Genomic DNA, 23,242 nt, shown 5'->3' on the forward strand with positions numbered 1-23,242 from the left:
GAAATGTTGGTGGTCTTGCTCATCATCAGCGTACTTCTCTTACTTTTTGTACCTAATTTGACCAAGCAAAAAGAGGCGGTCAATGACAAAGGAAAAGCTGCTGTTGTTAAGGTGGTAGAAAGCCAGGCAGAGCTTTATAGCTTGGATAAAAATGAAGATGCTAGCCTAAGCAAGTTACAAGCAGATGGGCGAATCACGGAAGAACAGGCTAAAGCTTATAAAGAATACCATGATAAAAACGGAGGAGCTAATCGTAAAGTCAATGATTAAGGCCTTTACCATGTTTGAAAGTCTATTGGTTTTAGGTCTTGTGAGTATCCTTGCCTTGGGCTTGTCCGGCTCTGTCCAGTCCACTTTTGCGGCGGTAGAGGAGCAGATTTTCTTTATGGAGTTTGAAGAACTCTATCGGGAAACCCAAAAACGCAGTGTAGCCAGTCAGCAAAAGACTAGTCTAAACTTAGATGGGCAGACGATTAGTAACGGCAGTCAAAAGTTGACAGTTCCTAAAGGAATTCAGGCACCATCAGGCCAAAGTATCACATTTGACCGAGCTGGTGGAAATAGATCTCTGGCTAAGGTTGAATTTCAGACCAGAAAAGGAGCAATCAGCTATCGATTATATTTAGGAAATGGAAAAATTAAACGCATTAAGGAAACAAAAAATTAGGGCAGTGATTTTACTGGAAGCAGTAGTCGCTTTAGCTATCTTTGCCAGCATTGCAACTCTCCTTTTGGGACAAATTCAGAAAAATAGACAAGAAGAAGCAAAAATCCTGCAAAAGGAAGAAGTTGTGCGTGTAGCTAAGATGGCCCTGCAGACAGGTCAAAATCAGGTAAACATCAACGGAGTTGAGATTCAGGTGTTTTCTAGTGAAAAGGGATTGGAGGTTTATCATGGTTCAGAACAGTTGTTGGCAATCAAAGAACCATAAGGTTAAGGCTTTTACCCTGTTAGAATCACTGATTGCCCTCATTGTCATCAGTGGAAGCCTACTTCTCTTTCAAGCCATGAGTCAGCTCCTCATTTCAGAAGTTCGCTACCAGCAGCAAAGTGAGCAAAAAGAGTGGCTCTTGTTTGTGGATCAGCTGGAGGCAGAATTAGACCGTTCGCAGTTCGAAAAAGTGGAAGGCAACCGCATTTATATGAAGCAGGATGGCAAGGAAATTGCGATAGGCAAGTCTAAATCGGACGATTTTCGAAAAACCGATGCCAGTGGACGGGGTTATCAACCTATGGTTTATGGACTCAAATCAGCTCAAATTACAGAGGACAATCAGCTGGTTCGTTTTCGTTTCCAGTTTCAAAAAGGCTTAGAAAGGGAGTTCATCTATCGTGTGGAAAAAGCAAAAAGTTAAGGCAGGAGTCCTTCTCTATGCAGTAACCATAGCAGCTATCTTTAGTCTTTTGTTACAATTTTACTTGAACCGACAAGTCGCCCATTATCAAGACTATGCTTTGAATAAAGAAAAGTTAATCGCTTTTGCTATGGCCAAGCGAACCAAGGATAAGATTGAGCAAGAAAGTGGGGAACAGGTCTTTAATATAGGTCAGGTAAGCTATCAAAACAAGAAAACTGGCTTGGTGACGACGGTTCGTACGCCTAAGAGTCAATATGAGTTCCTATTTCCTTCAGTCAAAATCAAAGAAGAGAAAACAGATAAAAAGGAAAAGGTAGCGACCGATTCAAGCGAAAAAGTGGAGAAGAAAAAATCAGAAAAGAAGCCTGAAAAGAAAGAGAATTCCTAGCTAATCAAGCTATTTTGTGCTAAACTAAAAATATGAAACATGATTTTAACCACAAAGCAGAAACTTTTGATTCACCTAAAAATATCTTCCTTGCAAACTTGGTTTGTCAAGCAGTCGAGAAACAGATTGATCTTCTATCAGACAAAGAAATTTTGGATTTCGGTGGAGGGACGGGTCTGTTAACCTTGCCCCTAGCCAAGCAGGCCAAGTCTGTAACATTGGTGGATATTTCGGAGAAAATGCTTGAGCAAGCTCGTTTGAAAGCGGAGCAGCAAGACATCAAGAATATCCAGTTTTTGGAGCAAGATTTACTGGAAAAACCCTTGGAGAAAGAGTTTGATCTCATTGTTGTTTGTCGTGTTCTTCATCATATGCCTGATTTGGATGAGGCTCTCTCACTGTTTCATCAACATCTGAGAGAAAACGGACAACTCCTACTTGCTGATTTTACCAAGACAGAAGCTAACCATCATGGATTTGAATTGGTTGAACTGGAAAACAAGCTAACCCAGTTTGGTTTTTCATCTGTGCATAGTCAGATCCTCTATAGCGCTGAAGACCTGTTTCAAAGAAATTACTCAGAACTCTTTTTTACAGTAGCCCAAAAATCACTCGCCTAGTCAGGGAGTGATTTTTCTATAAGGATGGAAAAAAGAAGGGAAATTTGATAAGATAGGAATATGGATTTTGAAAAAATTGAACAAGCTTATACCTATTTACTAGAGAATGTCCAAGTCATCCAAAGTGATTTGGCGACCAATTTTTATGACGCCTTGGTGGAGCAAAACAGCATCTATCTGGATGGTGAGACGGAGCTAAAACAGGTCAAAGAGAACAATCAGGCCCTTAAACGCTTAGCGCTTCGCAAAGAAGAATGGCTCAAGACCTATCAGTTTCTCTTGATGAAGGCTGGGCAGACAGAGCCCCTACAGGCTAATCACCAGTTTACACCGGATGCTATTGCCTTACTTTTGGTGTTTATTGTGGAAGAGTTGTTTACAGAGAAGGAAATCACTATCCTCGAAATGGGTTCTGGGATGGGAATTCTAGGCGCTACTTTCTTGACCTCGCTTGATAAAAAGGTGGATTACTTGGGAATGGAAGTGGATGATTTGCTGATTGATTTGGCAGCAAGCATGGCAGATGTAATTGGTTTGCAGGCTGGCTTTGTCCAAGGAGATGCTGTTCGTCCACAAATGCTCAAAGAAAGCGACGTGGTCATCAGCGACTTACCTGTCGGCTATTATCCTGATGATGCCGTTGCGTCGCGCCATCAAGTTGCTTCTAGTCAAGAAAATACCTACGCCCATCACTTGCTCATGGAACAAGGGCTTAAGTACCTCAAATCAGATGGCTACGCTATTTTTCTAGCTCCGAGTGATTTGTTGACCAGTCCTCAAAGTGACTTGTTGAAAGGTTGGTTGAAAGAGGAGGCAAGTCTGACTGCCATGATTAGTTTGCCTGAAAATCTCTTTGCCAATGCCAAACAATCTAAGACCATTTTTATCCTACAGAAGAAAAGTGAAACAGCAGTAGATCCTTTTGTTTATCCGCTTGCTAGCTTACAAGATGCAAGTGTTTTAATGAAATTTAAAGAAAATTTTCAAAAATGGACTCAAGGTACTGAAATATAAAATAGATTTTGTTATAATAGATGAAAACGCTTAAAAAGGGGTATCATGTTATGACAAAAACAATTGCAATCAATGCGGGAAGTTCAAGTTTGAAATGGCAATTATACTTAATGCCAGAAGAAAAAGTATTGGCGAAAGGGTTGATTGAACGTATCGGTTTGAAAGATTCAATTTCAACTGTAAAATTTGACGGCCGTTCCGAACAACAAATTTTGGATATCGAAAATCATACACAAGCTGTTAAAATTTTATTGGATGACTTGATTCGTTTCGATATTATCAAGGCTTATGACGAGATTACAGGTGTTGGACATCGTGTTGTTGCCGGTGGAGAATATTTCAAAGAATCAACAGTCGTTGAGGGAGATGTTTTAGAAAAAGTTGAAGAGTTGAGTTTGTTGGCTCCTCTCCACAATCCAGCCAATGCAGCAGGTGTTCGTGCCTTCAAGGAATTGCTGCCAGACATTACCAGTGTAGTTGTTTTTGATACTTCATTCCACACAACTATGCCAGAGAAAGCTTATCGCTACCCTCTACCAACAAAATATTACACAGAAAACAAGGTGCGTAAATATGGTGCCCACGGTACAAGTCACCAGTTTGTAGCAGGAGAAGCAGCAAAACTCTTGGGCCGTCCATTAGAGGACTTGAAATTGATTACTTGCCACATCGGTAATGGTGCTTCTATTACAGCTGTTAAGGGTGGTCAATCTGTCGATACTTCAATGGGATTCACTCCACTTGGTGGTGTGATGATGGGAACTCGTACAGGGGATATTGACCCAGCTATCATTCCTTACTTAATGCAATATACAGAGGACTTTAATACTCCTGAAGACATTAGTCACGTCCTTAATCGTGAATCAGGACTAATGGGGGTTTCAGGTAAATCTAGTGATATGCGTGATGTGATTGCTGCTATGGAAGAAGGGGACCATGATGCCACTTTGGCTTATGAAATGTATGTTGATCGCATCCAAAAACATATCGGTCAATACCTTGCAGTCCTAAATGGAGCAGATGCTATTATCTTTACTGCAGGTATCGGTGAAAATGCAGCAAACGTACGTGAAGATGTTATCTCAGGTATCTCTTGGTTTGGCTGTGATGTTGATCCAGAAAAGAACGTCTTTGGCGTGACAGGAGACATCTCAACAGAGGCAGCGAAGATCCGTGTTTTGGTTATTCCAACTGATGAAGAATTGGTCATTGCCCGTGACGTTGAACGCTTGAAAAAATAAGTAAAACTAGTAAAAATATTCCGTACAAGGAGTTGGGAAAGAGATTTTTCCAGCTTCTTTTTATGGTGAAATTGTCCAAAACCTTGCTATGATTGGTTTTTTTGAAAAATATGGTATAATAGTAGTAATTTAATAGATGGAGTTGAGTTTTGAAGAAAAACTTTCGTGTAAAAAGAGAGAAAGATTTTAAGGCGATTTTCAAGGAGGGGACAAGTTTTGCTAACCGCAAATTTGTTGTCTACCAATTGGAAAACCAGAAAAAACATTTTCGAGTAGGTCTATCAGTTAGCAAAAAACTTGGGAATGCCGTCACTAGAAATCAAATTAAGCGACGAATTAGACATATTATCCAGAATGCAAAAGGGAGTCTGGTAGAAGATGTCGATTTTGTTGTCATTGCTCGAAAAGGAGTCGAAACCTTGGGATACGCAGAGATGGAGAAAAACCTACTCCACGTATTAAAATTATCAAAGATTTACCAGGAAGGAAATGGGAGTGAAAAAGAAACTACAGTTGACTAGTTTGCTAGGACTGTCCCTATTGATCATGACAGCCTGTGCAACTAATGGGACAACTAACGATATTACAGCCGAATCGGCTGATTTTTGGAGTAAATTTGTTTACTTCTTTGCGGAAATCATTCGCTTTTTATCGTTTGATATCAGTATCGGAGTAGGGATTATTCTCTTTACGATCTTGATTCGTACAGTCCTCTTGCCAGTTTTCCAAGTGCAAATGGTGGCATCCAGAAAAATGCAGGAAGCTCAACCTCGCATTAAGGCGCTTCGAGAACAATATCCAGGTCGAGATATGGAAAGCAGAACCAAGCTAGAGCAAGAAATGCGTAAAGTCTTTAAAGAAATGGGTGTCAGACAGTCAGATTCTCTTTGGCCGATTTTGATTCAGATGCCGGTTATCTTGGCTTTGTTCCAAGCTCTATCAAGAGTTGACTTTTTAAAGACAGGTCATTTCTTATGGATTAACCTTGGTGGTGTGGATACAACCCTTGTTCTTCCGATTTTAGCAGCTGTATTTACCTTTTTAAGTACTTGGCTGTCTAATAAAGCCTTGTCTGAGCGTAATGGCGCTACGACTGCGATGATGTATGGTATTCCAGTCTTAATCTTTATCTTTGGGGTTTATGCTCCGAGCGGAGTCGCTCTCTACTGGGCAGTGTCCAATGCTTATCAAGTCTTGCAAACCTATTTCTTGAACAATCCATTCAAGATTATTGCAGAGCGCGAGGCGGTAGCTCAGGCACAGAAAGATTTGGAAAATAGAAAAAGAAAAGCCAAGAAAAAGGCTCAGTAAACGAAATAATAAGGAGGAATCTGGTAATGGGAGTATTTACAGGTTCAACTGTTGAAGAAGCAATCCAGAAAGGATTGAAAGAATTAGATATTCCAAGAATGAAGGCTCATATCAAAGTCATTTCTCGCGAGAAAAAAGGATTTCTTGGTTTATTTGGTAAAAAACCAGCTCAAGTTGACATTGAAGCTATTAGTGAAACAACTGTCATTAAAGCAAATCAACAAGCTATTAAGGGTGTTCCTAAAGAAATCAATGAACAAAATGAACCGGTCAAAACGGTCAGTGAAGCAACCGTTGATTTGGGTCATGTTGTAGAAGCGATTAAAAAGATTGAAGAAGAAGGCCAAGGGGTTTCTGATGAAGTCAAGGCTGAAATCTTGAAAAATGAAAAACATGCTAGCACCATCTTAGAAGAAACTGGGCACATTGAGATTTTAAATGAATTACAGCTTGAAGAAGCTGGTTTCGGAGAAGAAGTAGAAACTCCTATTGTCGAGACTCAAGCTGAACGAACTGAAAGTCAAGAATTAGAAGATTTGGGCTTAAAGGTTGAACCGAGTTTTGACATTGAACAAGTAGCTACGGAAGTAACGACTTATGTCCAGACAATCATTGATGATATGGACGTTGAGGCGACGATTTCAAATGATTATAACCGTCGTAGCATCAATTTACAAATTGATACAAATGAGCCAGGGCGTATTATCGGTTATCATGGTAAAGTATTGAAAGCCTTGCAGTTATTGGCTCAAAATTATCTTTATAACCGCTATTCAAGAACCTTCTACATTACTATTAATGTCAATGATTATGTTGAACACCGTGCAGAAGTCTTGCAGACCTATGCGCAAAAATTGGCGGCTCGTGTTTTAGAAGAAGGACGTAGTCATCAAACAGATCCTATGTCAAATAGTGAACGCAAGATTATTCATCGTATTATTTCACGTATGGATGGCGTGACTAGTTACTCTGAGGGTGATGAGCCAAATCGTTATGTTGTCGTAGATACAGAATAAGTAAAATCAGGGTTATCCTGATTTTTTGCTAGCTGGAGGAGATTAAACTAATGTTGAATAAGATAAGAGATTATTTAGACTTTGCTGGTTTGCAGTACCGTAATCCTGATAAGGCGGGAGCAGAGCGAGAGAAGATGCTGGCATTCCGCCACAAAGGTCAAGAGGCCAGAAAGGCTTTTACAGAGCTAGCCAAAGCCTTTCAAGCAAGCCATCCAAAATGGCAACTCCAACAGACTAGCCAGTGGATGAATCAAGCGCAGCGTTTGCGACCACATTTCTGGGTCTATCTACAGAGAGACGGACAAGTGACAGAACCTATGATGGCTCTTCGTTTGTATGGAAACCCTTCTGATTTTGGAGTTTCACTAGAAGTTAGTTTTATCGAACGTAAGAAGGATGATCGAACTTTAGGCAAGCAGGCCAAAGTTTTAGAAATTCCAACCGTTGAAGGGATTTATTATCTAGTCTACTCTGATGGCCAAAGTCAACGGTGGGAGGCGAACGAAGAAAATCGTCAGATCTTAGTCGAGAAGGTAGGCAGTCAAGAAATCCGAAAAGTGTTAGTTAAAGCAGATGTTTCTTTTATTGAAAATCAATCATTAGAAGTGATTTTAGAAAAATTAGAAGATGCTTATGAACGCTTACTTCCCTACTATCAGGCGACTAGAGGATAGCAAATAGAATACTTATTTACATCGAATTGTTTAATTGCTATTCTATGTATTTTTTCATATAATAGTAAAATAGAATGTGTGATTCACTAATCACCTCAAATAGAAAGGAAATTCTATGTCGAATCTATCTGTTAATGCAATCCGTTTCCTAGGTATTGACGCTATCAACAAAGCCAACTCAGGTCACCCAGGTGTGGTTATGGGAGCGGCTCCGATGGCTTACAGCCTCTTTACAAAACAACTTCGTATCAATCCAGCTCAACCAAACTGGATTAACCGCGACCGTTTTATTCTTTCAGCTGGTCATGGTTCAATGCTTCTTTATGCCCTTCTTCACCTTTCTGGCTTTGAAGATGTTAGTATGGATGAGATCAAGAGCTTCCGTCAATGGGGTTCAAAAACACCAGGTCACCCAGAATTTGGTCATACAGCAGGAATTGATGCTACAACAGGTCCTTTAGGTCAAGGGATTTCAACTGCCACTGGTTTTGCCCAGGCAGAACGTTTCTTGGCAGCCAAATATAACCGCGAAGGCTACAATATCTTTGACCACTATACTTACGTTATCTGTGGAGACGGAGACTTGATGGAAGGTGTCTCAAGTGAGGCGGCTTCATACGCAGGTTTGCAAAAACTAGACAAGTTGGTTGTTCTTTATGATTCAAATGACATCAACTTGGATGGTGAGACAAAGGATTCCTTTACAGAAAGTGTTCGTGACCGTTACAATGCTTACGGTTGGCATACAGCCTTGGTTGAAGATGGAACAGACTTGGAAGCAATCCATGCTGCTATTGAAGCGGCTAAAGCTTCAGGCAAACCCTCTTTGATTGAAGTGAAGACTGTTATTGGATACGGTTCTCCAAATAAACAAGGAACTAATGCGGTACACGGTGCTCCTCTTGGAGCAGATGAAACTGTAGCAACTCGTCAAGCGCTTGGTTGGGACTACGAACCATTTGAAATCCCAGAACGAGTATATGCTGATTTCAAAGAACATGTTGCAGACCGTGGCGCATCAGCTTATGAAGCTTGGACAAAATTAGTTGCTGATTATAAAGAAGCTCATCCAGAACTTGCAGCAGAAGTAGAAGCCATCATCGACGGACGTGATCCAGTTGAAGTGACTCCAGCAGACTTCCCAGCCTTAGAAAATGGTTTCTCTCAAGCAACTCGTAATTCAAGCCAAGATGCCTTGAATGTTGTGGCGGCTAAGTTACCAACCTTCCTAGGTGGATCAGCGGACCTTGCTCACTCAAACATGACTTATATCAAGACTGACGGACTTCAAGACGATTCCAACCGCTTGAACCGCAACATTCAGTTTGGTGTTCGTGAATTTGCCATGGGAACAATCTTGAACGGGATGGCTCTTCATGGTGGACTTCGTGTATACGGTGGAACTTTCTTCGTCTTCTCTGACTATGTGAAGGCAGCTGTTCGCTTGTCAGCCTTACAAGGACTTCCCGTGACTTATGTCTTTACCCACGATTCAATCGCGGTTGGGGAAGACGGTCCAACGCACGAACCAGTTGAGCATTTAGCAGGTCTTCGTGCCATGCCAAATCTGAATGTTTTCCGTCCAGCAGATGCGCGTGAAACTCAAGCAGCTTGGTACCTTGCAGTGACAAGTGAGAAAACGCCAACTGCCCTTGTCTTGACACGTCAGAACTTGACTGTTGAAGAGGGAACAGACTTTGACAAGGTTGCAAAAGGTGCCTATGTTGTCTACGAAAATGCAGCAGACTTTGATACAATCTTGATTGCAACAGGTTCAGAGGTTAATCTTGCTGTCTCAGCTGCCAAAGAATTGGCTAGTCAAGGCGCAAAAGTCCGCGTAGTCAGCATGCCATCTACAGATGTCTTTGATAAACAAGATGCAGCATACAAGGAAGAAATTCTTCCAAATGCAGTTCGCCGTCGTGTTGCAGTCGAAATGGGTGCAACTCAAAACTGGTACAAATATGTTGGTCTCGATGGTGCCGTTCTCGGGATTGATACCTTCGGAGCCTCTGCCCCAGCACCAAAAGTATTGGCAGAATATGGCTTTACTGTCGAAAATCTTGTAAAAGTCGTTCAAAACTTGAAATAATTCTAAAAATCAGGGCGCAAGCTCTGGTTTTTTCTTACTAGAAAAGTAAGGTACAATCTTGTAAAAGTAACTGAAATTTGATATAGTAGTCCTATGTAAAAGACAAAGGAGAATATAATGGAATCACAATATACATTTTTAATCATTCTTGTGGCTATGGTGGGCTTGATGTTCTTTACGCAACGCTCTCAAAAGAAACAAGCACAAAAACGTATGGAAAGCTTGAATAAATTACAAAAAGGCTATGAGGTTATTACAATCGGTGGACTTTACGGAACAGTTGATGAAGTAGATACTGAGAAGAGAACGATTGTTCTTGATGTAGATGGAGTTTACTTGACTTTTGAACTAGCTGCTATCAAGACAGTATTACCGCTGAAAGAAACAGCTTCACTCGAAGGTGCAATTGAAAAATAAGGCGGGATTACTAACTCCCGTTTTTCTATAAAAGAAAGGAAATGGGATGAAAAAACTAGTCTTTGTCTGTCTGGGGAATATTTGTCGCAGTCCTATGGCCGAGTTTGTTATGAAATCAATGACAGAAAACTACGAAATCCAAAGTCGAGCGACTTCCTCTTGGGAACATGGTAATCCGATTCATAAGGGAACTCAAGGGATTTTTCAACAGTATGAGATTCCTTATGAAAAAGGCAAGACATCGCTTCAGATTAGTAAGGAAGATTTTGAAGCCTTTGATTATATTATCGGTATGGATGCTTCGAATGTTTCTGACTTACGTCAGATGTGTCCAGCAGACTGTAAAGATAAGATTTACTCATTCGCACCTGAAAGTGTTCCAGATCCTTGGTATACAGGAGATTTTGAGGAAACCTATCAGCGTGTTCAAGAGGGTTGTCAAGCTTGGTTAGAACGTTTAGAAAAGGGGAGTGAAGATGGAAAATCTTAAGAATTTTTACGACAAGTATCGTGTCTATCTGACTCGTCCACGTTTAGAGCTTTTGGCAGTAGTTACCATTGTTTTTTGTGCTGTACTCGTCTTTTTTCTAAATATTCCAGGAAAAGGTGTTCTAAAGCTTGATAATGGAACGATTGTTTACGATGGCAGTCTTGTCCGTGGTAAAATGAATGGGCAAGGTACCATTACCTTCCAAAATGGAGACCAGTATACTGGTGGTTTCAACAATGGAGCCTTCAACGGAAAAGGTACCTTTCAATCTAAAGAAGGCTGGACCTACGAAGGTGATTTTGTAAATGGTCAGGCTGAAGGAAAAGGAAAACTAACAACAGAACAAGATGTTGTTTATGAAGGGACTTTTAAACAAGGCGTTTTTCAACAAAAATAAAGCCTCCTTATCAAAGGAGGTATTGTTAGCATCTAAAAGTAAGCGCTTACTAGAAAATCTATCTCTTTCCAAGCCCCTCTTCCAAGCAAGTTTGTGAAATAAAAAATATTTGAAATTAATTTCACAAACTCTAAAGAAAAAACTTGACAAGTGAAGAAAATAAGAAAAATTTCACAAACAATAAAAAATTCTTTGTGAAATGTTTATGAAACTGTTTACAAAGTTGAAATAATGCGTTATAATAAACTTGTGAAAAAATTAACAAAGGATATCAATCCTTGAAAGCTATGGAGGAAAATATGGCTGATAAAAAAACTGTGACACCAGAGGAAAAGAAACTCGCTGCTGAAAAGCATGTTGATGGATTGGTGCAAAAAGCTCTAGTTGCTCTTGAAGAAATGCGTAAGTTGGATCAAGAGCAGGTTGACTACATCGTTGCCAAAGCATCAGTAGCAGCTTTGGATGCCCACGGAGAATTGGCTCTACATGCCTATGAAGAAACAGGACGTGGTGTATTTGAAGACAAAGCAACTAAGAACTTGTTTGCTTGTGAACACGTAGTAAACAACATGCGTCACACTAAAACAGTTGGCGTTATCGAAGAAGACGATGTAACAGGATTGACTCTTATCGCTGAACCAGTTGGTGTTGTTTGTGGTATCACTCCAACAACAAACCCAACATCAACAGCAATCTTCAAATCATTGATTTCATTGAAAACACGTAATCCAATCGTCTTTGCCTTCCACCCATCAGCTCAAGAATCATCAGCTCACGCAGCTCAAATTGTTCGTGATGCTGCGATTAAAGCAGGAGCTCCTGAAAACTGTGTACAGTGGATCACTCAACCATCTATGGAAGCAACTAGTGCCCTTATGAACCACGAAGGTATTGCAACAATCCTTGCAACAGGTGGGAATGCCATGGTTAAGGCTGCTTACTCATGTGGTAAACCAGCTCTTGGGGTAGGTGCCGGAAACGTTCCAGCTTATGTTGAAAAATCAGCTAACATCCGCCAAGCTGCACACGATATCGTCATGTCTAAATCATTTGATAATGGTATGGTCTGTGCCTCAGAGCAAGCGGTTATCATTGATAAAGAAATTTACGATGAATTTGTAGCAGAGTTCAAATCATATCACACTTACTTTGTAAACAAAAAAGAAAAAGCCCTTCTCGAAGAATTCTGCTTCGGCGTGAAAGCAAACAGCAAAAACTGTGCTGGTGCAAAATTGAACGCTGACATCGTTGGTAAACCAGCAACTTGGATTGCAGAACAAGCAGGATTTACAGTTCCAGAAGGAACAAACATTCTTGCTGCAGAATGTAAAGAAGTTGGTGAAAACGAGCCATTGACTCGTGAAAAATTGTCACCAGTTATCGCAGTTTTGAAATCTGAAAGCCGTGAAGATGGTATTAATAAAGCTCGTCAAATGGTGGAATTTAACGGTCTTGGACACTCAGCAGCTATCCACACAGCTGACGAAGAATTGACTAAAGAATTTGGTAAAGCTGTTAAAGCTATTCGTGTTATCTGTAACTCACCTTCTACTTTCGGTGGTATCGGGGACGTTTACAATGCCTTCTTGCCATCATTGACACTTGGATGTGGTTCTTACGGACGCAACTCAGTTGGGGATAACGTTAGTGCCATTAACCTCTTGAATATCAAAAAAGTCGGAAGACGGAGAAATAACATGCAATGGATGAAACTTCCTTCAAAAACATACTTTGAACGTGATTCAATTCAATACCTTCAAAAATGTCGTGACGTAGAACGTGTCATGATCGTTACTGACCATGCCATGGTAGAGCTTGGTTTCCTTGATCGTATCATTGAACAACTTGATCTTCGTCGCAATAAGGTTGTTTACCAAATCTTTGCAGATGTAGAACCAGATCCAGATATCACTACAGTTGAACGTGGTACTGAAATCATGCGTGCCTTCAAACCAGATACAATCATCGCTCTTGGTGGTGGATCTCCAATGGATGCTGCTAAAGTAATGTGGCTCTTCTACGAACAACCAGAAGTGGACTTCCGTGACCTTGTACAAAAATTCATGGATATCCGTAAACGTGCCTTCAAATTCCCATTGCTTGGTAAGAAGACTAAATTCATCGCAATCCCAACAACATCTGGTACAGGATCTGAAGTAACACCATTTGCCGTTATCTCTGATAAAGCAAACAACCGTAAATATCCAATCGCTGACTACTCATTGACACCAACCGTGGCAATCGTAGACCCTGCTTTGGTATTGACAGTTCCTGGATTTGTTGCTGCGGACACTGGTATGGACGTATTGACCCACGCGACTGAAGCTTACGTATCACAAATGGCTAGCGACTACACTGATGGTCTTGCACTTCAAGCTATCAAACTTGTATTCGAAAACCTTGAAAGCTCAGTTAAGAATGCAGACTTCCACTCACGTGAGAAAATGCATAACGCTTCAACAATCGCTGGTATGGCCTTTGCCAATGCCTTCCTAGGTATTTCTCACTCAATGGCTCATAAGATCGGTGCGCAATTCCACACAATCCACGGTCGTACAAATGCTATCTTGCTTCCATACGTCATCCGCTACAACGGTACACGTCCAGCTAAGACAGCAACATGGCCTAAGTACAACTACTACCGTGCAGATGAGAAGTACCAAGATATCGCTCGTATGCTTGGACTTCCAGCTTCTACTCCAGAAGAAGGTGTGGAATCTTACGCAAAAGCTGTCTATGAACTTGGTGAGCGCGTAGGTATCCAAATGAACTTCAAAGCACAAGGTATCGACGAAAAAGAATGGAAAGAACATTCACGTGAATTAGCCTTCCTTGCTTACGAAGACCAATGTTCACCAGCTAACCCACGCCTTCCAATGGTTGACCATATGCAAGAAATCATCGAAGATTCTTACTATGGCTACAAAGAAAGACCAGGACGCCGTAAATAATTGTTTATCAGCCTAGAGGCAGGGAATCCCTGTCTCTTTTTTTGTAATTCTATTTGAAAAATGGTATAATCATCGCATATATTTATTTGAAAATCAAATCTTTTATAATCATGCGAGGGGCAAATGAACAAGATAAATGAGTTAGGGGATAAAGTGCGACTTTTAAGAGAGGAGAAAGGACTTAGTCGCCCTGTTTTTTGTGGAGATGAGTCTGAATTGTCAGTCCGTCAGTTGGTGCGCATTGAAAAAGGAGAATTTCGTCCTATGATAAAAACACTAGAATATATAGCGAATAGGCTAGGCATTCCATCTTATGTCTTGATGCCAGACTATAAGGAATTACCCAAGCGTTACCAAGAATTAAAGTACTTTCTTCTTCATCACCCTGACTATGGAGACAAGGAGTTGCAGGAACAAAAGGAAGAATATTTTGATGAGATTTTTGAGTGTTTTTATGATGACCTGCCACGTGATGAGAAAGTGGTAGTGGATTGTCTTCAAGCAATAGATGAGGTGAGAGCGACTAGTAATTCCTTATACGGAAGCAGTGTGATTGAGGGCGGTCTTCAAGACTTACTATCCAGAGATGTATATAAAGCCGAGGACTTGTTGAAACTGAGACTGTATTTCAACTGTCAGTTAATGGATGGTTTGAAAGCGGGTGAAATAAAAGAATCTGAGTATGAGAATATTCTTTATTTTCATGAGAAACTAAGTTCGCAGATTGATAAGATAGAGTTCGATTGTTTGGACTTACTTAGAGACTCCTTACTAGCTTCTTTAACTTGTATAGAGATTATGGGGTTGCTTCATTATTTTAAGAGGGCAGTCGAGACCTTAAATAAAATAGGGCAAAAAACACGAGATTTTCAAAAACAACCGATTGTCTTGATGCTTGAGTGGAAATATTATATTCAGACGGATTATGAAACAGCCAAACAAAAGTATGAAGAAGCAAAAATGATGGCGAGGATGTTTGGCAATGAGAAGTTAATCGTTAGTTTAGATAATGAATGGGCCGAGGATCTAGAAAGATATCGTTAAAGAGTTTATAGGAGTGACATTTCTGTCATTGAGGGAATGTCGCTTTTTTGTTACAATGAATTTTACTTGATATACATCCAGAAGCAAACTAGGCAATAGAGAGAAAATTCTAAGTAGTAGGCCTATAGGGTCAATCAACTTGAAGAATTTTCTGTAAGTATGATGTATGACGATAACAGTTTTAAATAAGGGGGAAAGAATGTCCATTTTATCCATTAAAAATATTTCAAAGTTTTACACTTTGGACGGTAAACATCAAGAGCAGGCTCTAAGAAATATTAACCTGCAGATTGCAAAAGGTAAAATTACAGCGATTTACGGTCCGTCAGGCTGTGGCAAAACTAGCTTGCTAAACATTATCAGTGGTCTAGATAGACAATATGAAGGAGTTTTAGAATTTAAAGGGGAATCCCTCCGTGACTTATCAGAGATTGAACTAACTCAATTTCGTAAAGATAGGATTGGATTTGTGTTTCAAAATTTTAACCTCATTCCTCATCAATCTGTCTTGGACAATGTCAAGCTCCCTCTCTATGTCAAAGATTTATCTGACAGGGAGATGACAATGATTGCAAAGGAGCAATTAAGTAACTTGGGCATGGAGCCTTTTATGGCTAAAAATGTTAAACAGCTTTCTGGTGGGCAAAAGCAACGTGTAGCAATAGCGCGTGCACTGGTAAATCATCCTGATATGATTGTAGCAGATGAGCCAACGGGTTCGCTGGATTCTCAATCCCAAGAAAAGGTATTGGAGGTATTTAAAAATTTAGCCCAAACAGGGAAAACAGTATTGATTGTAACCCATAATCCAGAGGTTGCTGAATATGCAGACGTGATTATCAAAATGAAGGATGGTGAAGTCGTTGAAGAAGTCAAAAAATAAAGGATTATCATTAAAAAATAAATTCAAACTTTCTTTAAATAACTTTCTGGAAAGAAAGTGGCGTAATCTATTGATTGCGCTAGCAACCTCAATCGGTTTTGTAGGAGTCTTAATTTCTTTCGGCTTGGGAAATGCTTTGATTTCGATGATTGATGAAAATACGAATGGAGGTCAAATCCCTTCTCAAGTTCAGATTGCTTTAAATACAGAAAATGCTGGACGAGGCTTTTTGAACCAAGATGATAAGAACTATATCGTGGATACGATTGGGAAAGAAAATATTAAATATCTAGAGAGTCCTTTTGGGATGAACATGTCAAATATTACTATAGATGGGCAAGAAATGGATCTGAGTCAAACGATGCCTTCTTATGCTCAAGTAGTGAGTCTCTATGAGGATACAAGTATTTCTGTTAGTAGTAATGAAAAGGACAAAGTGGTAGCTGGATCCCTCTATACTGATGCAAATGAACAGGGATTAACGATTCCAGTCAGCTTACTAAAAAATTGGAATGAACAGACAGGAAAAAATCTGACAGCTAGTGATGTTATTGGCAAATCAGTCTCAGCAAGTATTGTAGAAAATGCTGCCGAAGCTAGCAAGACTGCTCAATTTCAAACAAAGATTGTGCGTGTAATCAATGATGAAGATGACATGGAGGACAGTAACAGTTTCATGCCGTCTCATCAAATGGAAACAATTTTGAAAGAAGCTGGATTTACAAAAGCTGTATCTTATTTTATCTTGGAACTCAAAGATCCATCACAGACAAAAACGGTAACAGAAGAATTGCAGAAAAATAAGAAGTATACCGTTCTTTCTCAACAGAAGGTTCTTGATATTGTGATTACTTTTATTCGTGTCATTCAGGGATTGTTGATTGTACTTTCATCACAAGCTATTGTGGTAGCAGCAGTCATGATTGGTATCATCATTTACATCAATATCATGCAACGTTCTAAGGAAATAGGCGTCATGAAGGCAGTTGGTTATCAAAATCGTGATGTCAAAGGAATTTTTATTTACGAGGCTATCTGGATTGTAGGTATTGCCTTACTGCTGGCATTTTTGGTTGCACAAGGGGTGGGAAGTTTGGCGAATGCGGTTGTAAATCACTTTTACCCATCCATCACTAAGGTTTTTGAATTAAATCTTCTATCTATTTTAGGAACTCTAGCTTTCGCTCTATTACTTGGTTATGTCTCAGCCTACTTCCCAGCACGTAAAATTAGTAAAATGGATCCTGTAGATTCGCTACGATATGAATAGTAAGGGAGTTCTTGATTTATAGCCTTAAAAAGAAACTGACATAGAAAAACAATGCCCGTACTTGCAATTAAACTTAAATAGTTATATAATAGGTTTGTTGAAAGGTGATTTGTAGTGATTCAAGTTACTCTTTTCACAATAAAAATTTCATGATTTTCATAAGGAGGAAATCACTAATGGTAGTTAAAGTTGGTATTAACGGTTTCGGACGTATCGGTCGTCTTGCTTTCCGTCGTATCCAAAACGTAGAAGGTGTTGAAGTTACACGCATCAACGACCTTACAGATCCAGTTATGCTTGCACACTTGTTGAAATACGACACAACTCAAGGTCGTTTCGACGGTACTGTTGAAGTTAAAGAAGGTGGATTTGAAGTTAACGGTAAATTCGTTAAAGTTTCTGCTGAACGTGATCCAGAGCAAATCGACTGGGCTACTGACGGTGTAGAAATCGTTCTTGAAGCTACTGGTTTCTTTGCTAAGAAAGAAGCAGCTGAGAAACACCTTAAAGGTGGAGCTAAAAAAGTTGTTATCACTGCTCCTGGTGGAAACGACGTTAAAACAGTTGTATTCAACACTAACCACGACGTTCTTGACGGTACTGAAACAGTTATCTCAGGTGCTTCATGTACTACAAACTGCTTGGCTCCAATGGCTAAAGCTCTTCAAGACAACTTTGGTGTTGTTGAAGGATTGATGACTACTATCCACGCTTACACTGGTGACCAAATGATTCTTGACGGACCACACCGTGGTGGTGACCTTCGCCGTGCTCGCGCTGGTGCTGTAAACATCGTTCCTAACTCAACTGGTGCTGCAAAAGCTATCGGTCTTGTAATCCCAGAATTGAACGGTAAATTGGACGGAGCTGCTCAACGTGTTCCTGTTCCAGCAGGTTCTGTAACTGAGTTGGTAGCAGTTCTTGAAAAGAACGTTACTGTTGACGAAGTGAACGCAGCTATGAAAGCAGCTTCAAACGAATCATACGGATACACTGAAGATCCAATCGTATCTTCAGATATCCTAGGTATGTCTTACGGTTCATTGTTTGACGCAACTCAAACTAAAGTTCTTGACGTTGACGGTAAACAATTGGTTAAAGTTGTATCATGGTACGACAACGAAATGTCATACACTGCACAACTTGTTCGTACTCTTGAATACTTCGCAAAAATCGCTAAATAATTCATGAGTCGATAAAAAGCAAGGCCTCTTGGTCTTGCTTTTCTTATATGGAAAAATGGATGACGCAATCATCCATTCTTTTTTAATTCTTTTTCGAAAGTATCTGAGAGGATAGTGAAGCTTAATTTCTCTAATGTAAGCGGATGGGTAAAGGACAGTCGAAAGGCGTGGAGCATAAGCCGACTTGTTTTTGATTTACTATTATAGAGAGGGTCGCCTAAAATAGGGAAATTATGATGCGAAAGGTGCACACGAATCTGATGGGTTCGCCCTGTCTTTAGCTTGCAACGAACCAAGGAAGTTTTGTTTGGGAATTGCTTTAATCTGCTTACATGCGTTTCAGCATATTGCCCATTTTTTGTATCAACTATTCGTTTTCTGCGGTCATGACGATCACGCCCAATTTTGTCTCTGAAAACAAGCTCTTTGCTGTTGATATTTCCATCAACTAGTGCCCAGTATTCCCTAGAAATCTCTTTTTTCTCCAGTAAGCGATTGAGAATAGGCAGGATAAAAGGATTTTTGGCAATGAGAACCAAACCACTGGTTTCCATGTCCAGACGATGAACGACATAGCAGGTTTGGCCAACATAGGCACTGACATGGTTAAGAAGGGCGATTTCGTTTGGCTGATTACCGTGCGTTTTCATCCCCTCTGGTTTGTTGACAATAATCAAGTGTTGATCTTGATAAACTTCCTGAACGAGGTTTGGGTTGCCCCAAGGGATTTCTTTTTCGGGATAATCTTCCTCGTCAAAAGTTAACTGGCAAATATCTCCAGGATTTACCATCTCGTTCCAGTGAACTTCTTCTTGATTTATCAAAATATGTTTCTTGATTCTCAAAAAATGACGGATTTTTCTAGGGATGAGGAGTTGTTCCTCAAGTAATTGCTTTACCGTCATTTGAGGTAGAGAGTCTGGTAATGTAAATGTGAATTTCATACAGATATTGTAACAAAAAAAGACCTATTTTGATAGGAAATAGCTAAATTCTTGTCTTCCTATGATGAAGATGATAAAATAAACGCATGAAATTAGATAAATTATTCGAGAAATTTCTTTCTCTTTTTAAAAAAGAAACAAGTGAATCAGAGGATTCTGATTCTACTAGCTTACGTCGCTCTCGTAGTGATCGAAAAAAATTAGCCCAAGTAGGTCCAATTCGAAAATTCTGGCGTCGCTATCATCTAACAAAGATTGTCCTTATACTAGGTTTGAGTGCGAGCTTGCTAGTTGGAACCTATTTGTTTGCTGTTGCCAAATCAACCAATGTCAATGATTTGCAAAATGCCTTGAAAACTCGAACTCTCATTTTTGACCGTGAAGAAAAAGAGGCCGGTGCCTTGTCCGGTCAAAAAGGAACTTATGTTGAATTGACTGATATCAGTAAAAATTTGCAGAATGCCGTTGTTGCGACAGAAGACCGTTCTTTCTATAAAAATGACGGGATTAACTATGGTCGTTTCTTCTTGGCGATTATCACTGCTGGTCGTTCAGGTGGTGGTTCTACTATTACCCAACAGCTGGCTAAAAACGCCTATCTATCACAGGATCAAACTGTTGAGAGAAAAGCGAAAGAATTTTTCCTTGCCTTAGAATTAACAAAAAAATATAGTAAGGATCAAATTCTAACAATGTACCTTAACAATGCTTATTTTGGAAATGGTGTGTGGGGGGTAGAAGATGCGAGTAAGAAATACTTTGGAGTTTCTGCGTCAGAAGTGAGTTTGGATCAAGCTGCGACTCTGGCAGGGATGCTCAAAGGACCGGAACTGTATAATCCCTTGAATTCCGTAGAAGATTCTACCAATCGTCGTGATACTGTCTTGCAAAATATGCTTGCAGCGGGTTACATTGATAAAAACCAAGAAACCGAAGCTGCAGAAGTTGATATGACTTCGCAATTGCACGATCAGTATGAAGGAAAAATCTCAGATTACCGCTATCCTTCTTACTTTGATGCGGTGGTTAACGAAGCCGTTTCCAAGTATAATCTAACAGAGGAAGAAATTGTCAATAATGGCTACCGCATTTATACAGAGCTGGACCAAAACTATCAAGCAAATATGCAGGTTGTCTATGAAAATACAGCTCTATTTCCGAGGGCAGAGGATGGAACATTTGCTCAATCAGGAAGTGTAGCTCTCGAACCGAAAACAGGTGGAGTTCGTGGAGTTGTCGGTCAGGTTGCTGGCAATGATAAAACTGGATTCCGGAATTTTAACTATGCAACTCAATCAAAACGTAGCCCTGGCTCGACAATTAAGCCTTTAGTTGTTTATACGCCTGCAGTTGAAGCTGGCTGGGCTTTGAATAAGCAGTTGGATAACCATACTATGCAGTATGACAGCTATAAGGTTGATAACTATGCAGGGATCAAAACGAGTCGAGAAGTTCCTATGTATCAAGCCTTGGCAGAATCGCTTAATCTGCCTGCTGTTGCCACTGTTAATGATTTGGGCGTTGATAAGGCTTTTGAGGCGGGAGAAAAATTCGGACTCAACATGGAAAAGGTCGATCGTGTTCTTGGCGTCGCCTTGGGAAGCGGTGTTGAAACCAACCCTCTTCAAATGGCTCAAGCATATGCTGCCTTTGCAAATGAAGGTTTAATGCCGGAAGCTCATTTTATTAGTAGAATTGAAAATGCTAGTGGGCAGGTCATTGCGAGCCATAAAAATTCACAAAAACGGGTGATTGATAAGTCTGTAGCTGACAAGATGACTAGTATGATGTTGGGGACATTCACCAACGGTACCGGTGTTAGTTCATCGCCTGCAGACTATGTCGTGGCAGGAAAAACTGGAACAACTGAAGCTGTTTTCAATCCTGAATACACAAGTGACCAGTGGGTAATTGGTTATACTCCGGATGTAGTGATTAGTCACTGGCTTGGTTTCCCTACCACTGATGAAAGCCACTATCTAGCTGGCTCTACTTCAAACGGTGCAGCCCATGTCTTTAGAAACATTGCAAATACCATTTTACCTTATACGCCAGGAAGTACCTTTACAGTCGAAAATGCTTATAAGCAAAATGGAATTGCACCAGCCAATACAAGAAATCAAGTACAGAGTAATGAAGAAAATCAGGCGGATAATAGCCTGTCTGATATTAGAAGTCGTGCACAAAATCTGGTAGATGAGGCTAGCCGTGCTATCTCAGATGCTAAAATTAAGGAAAAGGCTCAAACGATATGGGATTCGGTAGTCAATCTATTTCGTTAAGATGCTTGTCAAAGCCTGGCTTTCTTGTTATAATAGATAAGATGGAGGCGTTATGACACTAAAAAAAGCAAGCCTAGCTTGTGCGGTTTGTGGTTCTAGAAACTATTCAATCAAGATTAGTGGAAACCCCAAACCTACACGACTAGAAGTAAATAAATTTTGTAAGCATTGTGGTAAGTACACTACACACAGAGAAACGAGATAGGAGAGAGCGATGCGTTTTATTGGAGATATTTTTAGACTTCTTAAAGACACAACATGGCCAACTCGCAAGGAAAGCTGGAGAGATTTTCGTTCTATTATGGAATACACAGCTTTCTTTGTAGTAATTATTTACATTTTTGACCAGTTGATTGTTTCAGGTTTGATTCGATTTATTAACATTTTTTAGAAGGCTAGTGGAGTTAATTACACTAGAAATCTTCTATTTATGAAAGGAAATATCATGGATAGTTTTGATAAAGGGTGGTTTGTTTTACAAACTTATTCTGGTTATGAAAATAAGGTAAAAGAAAATCTATTACAACGTGCACAAACCTACAATATGTTGGATAATATTCTACGCGTTGAAATTCCAACACAAACAGTGCAAGTTGAAAAAAATGGAAAGAGAAAAGAAGTAGAAGAAAATCGCTTTCCAGGTTATGTTCTTGTAGAAATGGTCATGACAGATGAAGCTTGGTTTGTTGTTCGAAATACACCAAATGTTACAGGATTCGTCGGATCTCACGGAAATAGATCAAAACCAACTCCATTATTGGAACAAGAAATTCGTGATATCTTGGTTTCTATGGGACAAACTGTACAAGAGTTTGATATCGATGTTGAAGTTGGTCAAACTGTACGTATTATTGATGGTGCTTTTGCAGATTATACCGGTAAGATTATAGAGATTGATAACAATAAAGTGAAGATGATTATCTCTATGTTTGGTAATGACACAGTTGCAGAAGTAAACCTAAACCAAATCGCAGAATTATAACCCAGAGAGAGGCTTGCCCTCTCTTTTTTGTGCAGTTGAGGCAGTGTAGAGAACAGAATGGGGGAAATGTGCCAAAAGTGTTTCTGAATCTGTTAGACTGTATCTAGAAAGGGGAACAATATGATTGAAGAATTGTATAAAGAAGTCCAAGGGATTGTATATAAGTGTAGAAATGAATATTACCTTCATTTATGGGATCTATCGGATTGGGACCAAGAGGGTATGATTTGCTTGCATGAATTGATTAGTAGAGAAGAAGATCTATTAGAAGATATTCCTCGTTTAAGGAAATATTTTAAGACTAAATTCCGGAATCGAATTCTAGACTATATCCGTAAGCAAGAAAGTCAAAAACGAAGATATGATAAAGAACCCTATGAAGAAGTAGGTGAGCTTAGTCATCGTATAAGCGAGGGAGGTCTCTGGCTAGATGATTATTATCTCTTTCATGAGACACTAAGAAATTATAGAAACAAACAAAGTAAAGATAAACAAGAAGAGTTAGAACGCGTCTTAAGAAATGAACGCTTCCGAGGTCGTCAAAGAGTATTAAGAGACTTACGTATTGTATTTAAAGAGTTTGACATCCGTACATACTAGGAAGCCATGCAAAAAATGAAAAAAGATAAAAAAGGTGTTGACAAAGTATGAAAAGTCTGTATAATAGTAAGAGTTGAAAATAA

Annotated in this window: 27 protein-coding genes; 26 read left to right on the forward strand and 1 reads right to left on the reverse strand. The window is 39.7% G+C overall.

Going from position 1 to position 23,242, the window contains the following annotated elements; all coding sequences use genetic code 11:
* The 21 genes from comGC to gap form a co-directional block, all read left to right on the forward strand.
* Positions 1-270: comG operon protein ComGC (comGC, locus tag HMPREF2613_RS01425; RefSeq protein WP_070478459.1), on the forward strand; the 270-nt coding region annotated here is incomplete at its 5' end.
* Positions 263-667 carry a competence type IV pilus minor pilin ComGD gene (comGD, locus tag HMPREF2613_RS01430; RefSeq protein WP_070478461.1) on the forward strand — a complete coding sequence of 135 codons (405 nt, stop codon included), beginning with the start codon at positions 263-265 and terminating at the stop codon, positions 665-667. The genes comGC and comGD, both read left to right, overlap by 8 nt.
* Entirely contained in the window at positions 630-932 is a 303-nt protein-coding gene (comGE, locus tag HMPREF2613_RS01435; RefSeq protein WP_071478895.1) for a competence type IV pilus minor pilin ComGE, read from the forward strand. Before comGD ends, comGE begins: the two co-directional genes overlap by 38 nt.
* Complete coding sequence (gene comGF / locus HMPREF2613_RS01440) at positions 895-1,356, forward strand: competence type IV pilus minor pilin ComGF (RefSeq protein ID WP_070478463.1); 462 nt, start codon at positions 895-897, stop codon at positions 1,354-1,356. The genes comGE and comGF overlap by 38 nt, the downstream gene beginning before the upstream one ends.
* Positions 1,334-1,747: a competence type IV pilus minor pilin ComGG gene (comGG, locus tag HMPREF2613_RS01445; protein ID WP_070478465.1), complete on the forward strand. Its 414-nt coding sequence runs from the start codon at positions 1,334-1,336 to the stop codon at positions 1,745-1,747. The genes comGF and comGG overlap by 23 nt, the downstream gene beginning before the upstream one ends.
* Before the next feature lie 32 nt (positions 1,748-1,779).
* The gene (locus HMPREF2613_RS01450) at positions 1,780-2,367 is read left to right on the forward strand and encodes a class I SAM-dependent methyltransferase (RefSeq protein ID WP_070478467.1); all 588 of its coding nucleotides are present in this window, start codon (positions 1,780-1,782) and stop codon (positions 2,365-2,367) included.
* 60 nt (positions 2,368-2,427) lie between these two features.
* Positions 2,428-3,381, forward strand: coding sequence for a class I SAM-dependent methyltransferase (locus HMPREF2613_RS01455; protein ID WP_070478469.1), 954 nt, complete (start codon positions 2,428-2,430; stop codon positions 3,379-3,381).
* 50 nt (positions 3,382-3,431) lie between these two features.
* Positions 3,432-4,622 carry an acetate kinase gene (locus HMPREF2613_RS01460; protein ID WP_033681099.1) on the forward strand — a complete coding sequence of 397 codons (1,191 nt, stop codon included), beginning with the start codon at positions 3,432-3,434 and terminating at the stop codon, positions 4,620-4,622.
* Positions 4,623-4,771: 149 nt separating this feature from the next.
* Positions 4,772-5,143, forward strand: a complete 372-nt coding sequence (rnpA, locus tag HMPREF2613_RS01465) for a ribonuclease P protein component (RefSeq protein WP_042900234.1) — start codon at positions 4,772-4,774, stop codon at positions 5,141-5,143.
* Positions 5,118-5,933, forward strand: a complete 816-nt coding sequence (locus tag HMPREF2613_RS01470) for a membrane protein insertase YidC (protein ID WP_222563122.1) — start codon at positions 5,118-5,120, stop codon at positions 5,931-5,933. The genes rnpA and HMPREF2613_RS01470 overlap by 26 nt, the downstream gene beginning before the upstream one ends.
* A gap of 26 nt (positions 5,934-5,959) precedes the next feature.
* The gene (gene jag / locus HMPREF2613_RS01475) at positions 5,960-6,949 is read left to right on the forward strand and encodes an RNA-binding cell elongation regulator Jag/EloR (protein WP_049492474.1); all 990 of its coding nucleotides are present in this window, start codon (positions 5,960-5,962) and stop codon (positions 6,947-6,949) included.
* A gap of 50 nt (positions 6,950-6,999) precedes the next feature.
* A complete protein-coding gene (locus HMPREF2613_RS01480) occupies positions 7,000-7,623 on the forward strand; it encodes a ribonuclease P (RefSeq protein WP_070478474.1) in 624 nt (207 codons plus the stop codon).
* Between the two features lie 115 nt (positions 7,624-7,738).
* Positions 7,739-9,715: a transketolase gene (gene tkt / locus HMPREF2613_RS01485; RefSeq protein ID WP_049492472.1), complete on the forward strand. Its 1,977-nt coding sequence runs from the start codon at positions 7,739-7,741 to the stop codon at positions 9,713-9,715.
* Between the two features lie 117 nt (positions 9,716-9,832).
* A complete protein-coding gene (gene yajC / locus HMPREF2613_RS01490; protein WP_000445811.1) occupies positions 9,833-10,132 on the forward strand; it encodes a preprotein translocase subunit YajC in 300 nt (99 codons plus the stop codon).
* Positions 10,133-10,178: 46 nt separating this feature from the next.
* Positions 10,179-10,622 carry a low molecular weight protein-tyrosine-phosphatase gene (locus tag HMPREF2613_RS01495; RefSeq protein WP_070478476.1) on the forward strand — a complete coding sequence of 148 codons (444 nt, stop codon included), beginning with the start codon at positions 10,179-10,181 and terminating at the stop codon, positions 10,620-10,622.
* Entirely contained in the window at positions 10,609-11,019 is a 411-nt protein-coding gene (locus HMPREF2613_RS01500) for an MORN repeat-containing protein (RefSeq protein ID WP_070478478.1), read from the forward strand. The genes HMPREF2613_RS01495 and HMPREF2613_RS01500 overlap by 14 nt, the downstream gene beginning before the upstream one ends.
* A 299-nt stretch (positions 11,020-11,318) precedes the next feature.
* On the forward strand, positions 11,319-13,970 hold the full coding sequence (adhE, locus tag HMPREF2613_RS01505; protein ID WP_070478480.1) for a bifunctional acetaldehyde-CoA/alcohol dehydrogenase: 2,652 nt from the start codon (positions 11,319-11,321) through the stop codon (positions 13,968-13,970).
* A 123-nt stretch (positions 13,971-14,093) separates the two neighbouring features.
* Entirely contained in the window at positions 14,094-15,014 is a 921-nt protein-coding gene (locus tag HMPREF2613_RS01510; protein ID WP_070478482.1) for a helix-turn-helix domain-containing protein, read from the forward strand.
* Between the two features lie 199 nt (positions 15,015-15,213).
* Positions 15,214-15,897, forward strand: coding sequence for an ABC transporter ATP-binding protein (locus HMPREF2613_RS01515; RefSeq protein WP_070478485.1), 684 nt, complete (start codon positions 15,214-15,216; stop codon positions 15,895-15,897).
* Complete coding sequence (locus tag HMPREF2613_RS01520) at positions 15,866-17,167, forward strand: ABC transporter permease (protein ID WP_186822068.1); 1,302 nt, start codon at positions 15,866-15,868, stop codon at positions 17,165-17,167. The genes HMPREF2613_RS01515 and HMPREF2613_RS01520 overlap by 32 nt, the downstream gene beginning before the upstream one ends.
* A gap of 176 nt (positions 17,168-17,343) precedes the next feature.
* The gene (gap, locus tag HMPREF2613_RS01525) at positions 17,344-18,351 is read left to right on the forward strand and encodes a type I glyceraldehyde-3-phosphate dehydrogenase (RefSeq protein WP_000260686.1); all 1,008 of its coding nucleotides are present in this window, start codon (positions 17,344-17,346) and stop codon (positions 18,349-18,351) included.
* A 68-nt stretch (positions 18,352-18,419) separates the two neighbouring features.
* Here the strand turns inward: gap and HMPREF2613_RS01530 are convergent, their stop codons facing one another.
* Positions 18,420-19,295, reverse strand: a complete 876-nt coding sequence (locus HMPREF2613_RS01530; RefSeq protein WP_083279183.1) for an RluA family pseudouridine synthase — start codon at positions 19,293-19,295, stop codon at positions 18,420-18,422.
* Positions 19,296-19,381: 86 nt separating this feature from the next.
* Here HMPREF2613_RS01530 and pbp2a point away from each other — a divergent pair, with 86 nt between their 5' ends.
* The 5 genes from pbp2a to HMPREF2613_RS01555 all read left to right on the forward strand — a co-directional run bounded on the left by pbp2a (position 19,382) and on the right by HMPREF2613_RS01555 (position 23,159).
* Complete coding sequence (gene pbp2a / locus HMPREF2613_RS01535; RefSeq protein ID WP_070478489.1) at positions 19,382-21,577, forward strand: penicillin-binding protein PBP2A; 2,196 nt, start codon at positions 19,382-19,384, stop codon at positions 21,575-21,577.
* Positions 21,578-21,629: 52 nt separating this feature from the next.
* Entirely contained in the window at positions 21,630-21,782 is a 153-nt protein-coding gene (gene rpmG / locus HMPREF2613_RS01540; protein WP_033661702.1) for a 50S ribosomal protein L33, read from the forward strand.
* Positions 21,783-21,791: 9 nt separating this feature from the next.
* On the forward strand, positions 21,792-21,968 hold the full coding sequence (secE, locus tag HMPREF2613_RS01545; RefSeq protein ID WP_001210991.1) for a preprotein translocase subunit SecE: 177 nt from the start codon (positions 21,792-21,794) through the stop codon (positions 21,966-21,968).
* A 54-nt stretch (positions 21,969-22,022) separates the two neighbouring features.
* Complete coding sequence (gene nusG / locus HMPREF2613_RS01550; protein ID WP_049486629.1) at positions 22,023-22,559, forward strand: transcription termination/antitermination protein NusG; 537 nt, start codon at positions 22,023-22,025, stop codon at positions 22,557-22,559.
* 120 nt (positions 22,560-22,679) lie between these two features.
* Entirely contained in the window at positions 22,680-23,159 is a 480-nt protein-coding gene (locus HMPREF2613_RS01555) for a sigma-70 RNA polymerase sigma factor region 4 domain-containing protein (protein WP_049492451.1), read from the forward strand.
* The last annotated feature ends 83 nt before the right edge of the window (positions 23,160-23,242 follow it).

It is taken from the genome of Streptococcus sp. HMSC070B10 (genome assembly GCF_001808665.1).
Taxonomy (GTDB): domain Bacteria; phylum Bacillota; class Bacilli; order Lactobacillales; family Streptococcaceae; genus Streptococcus.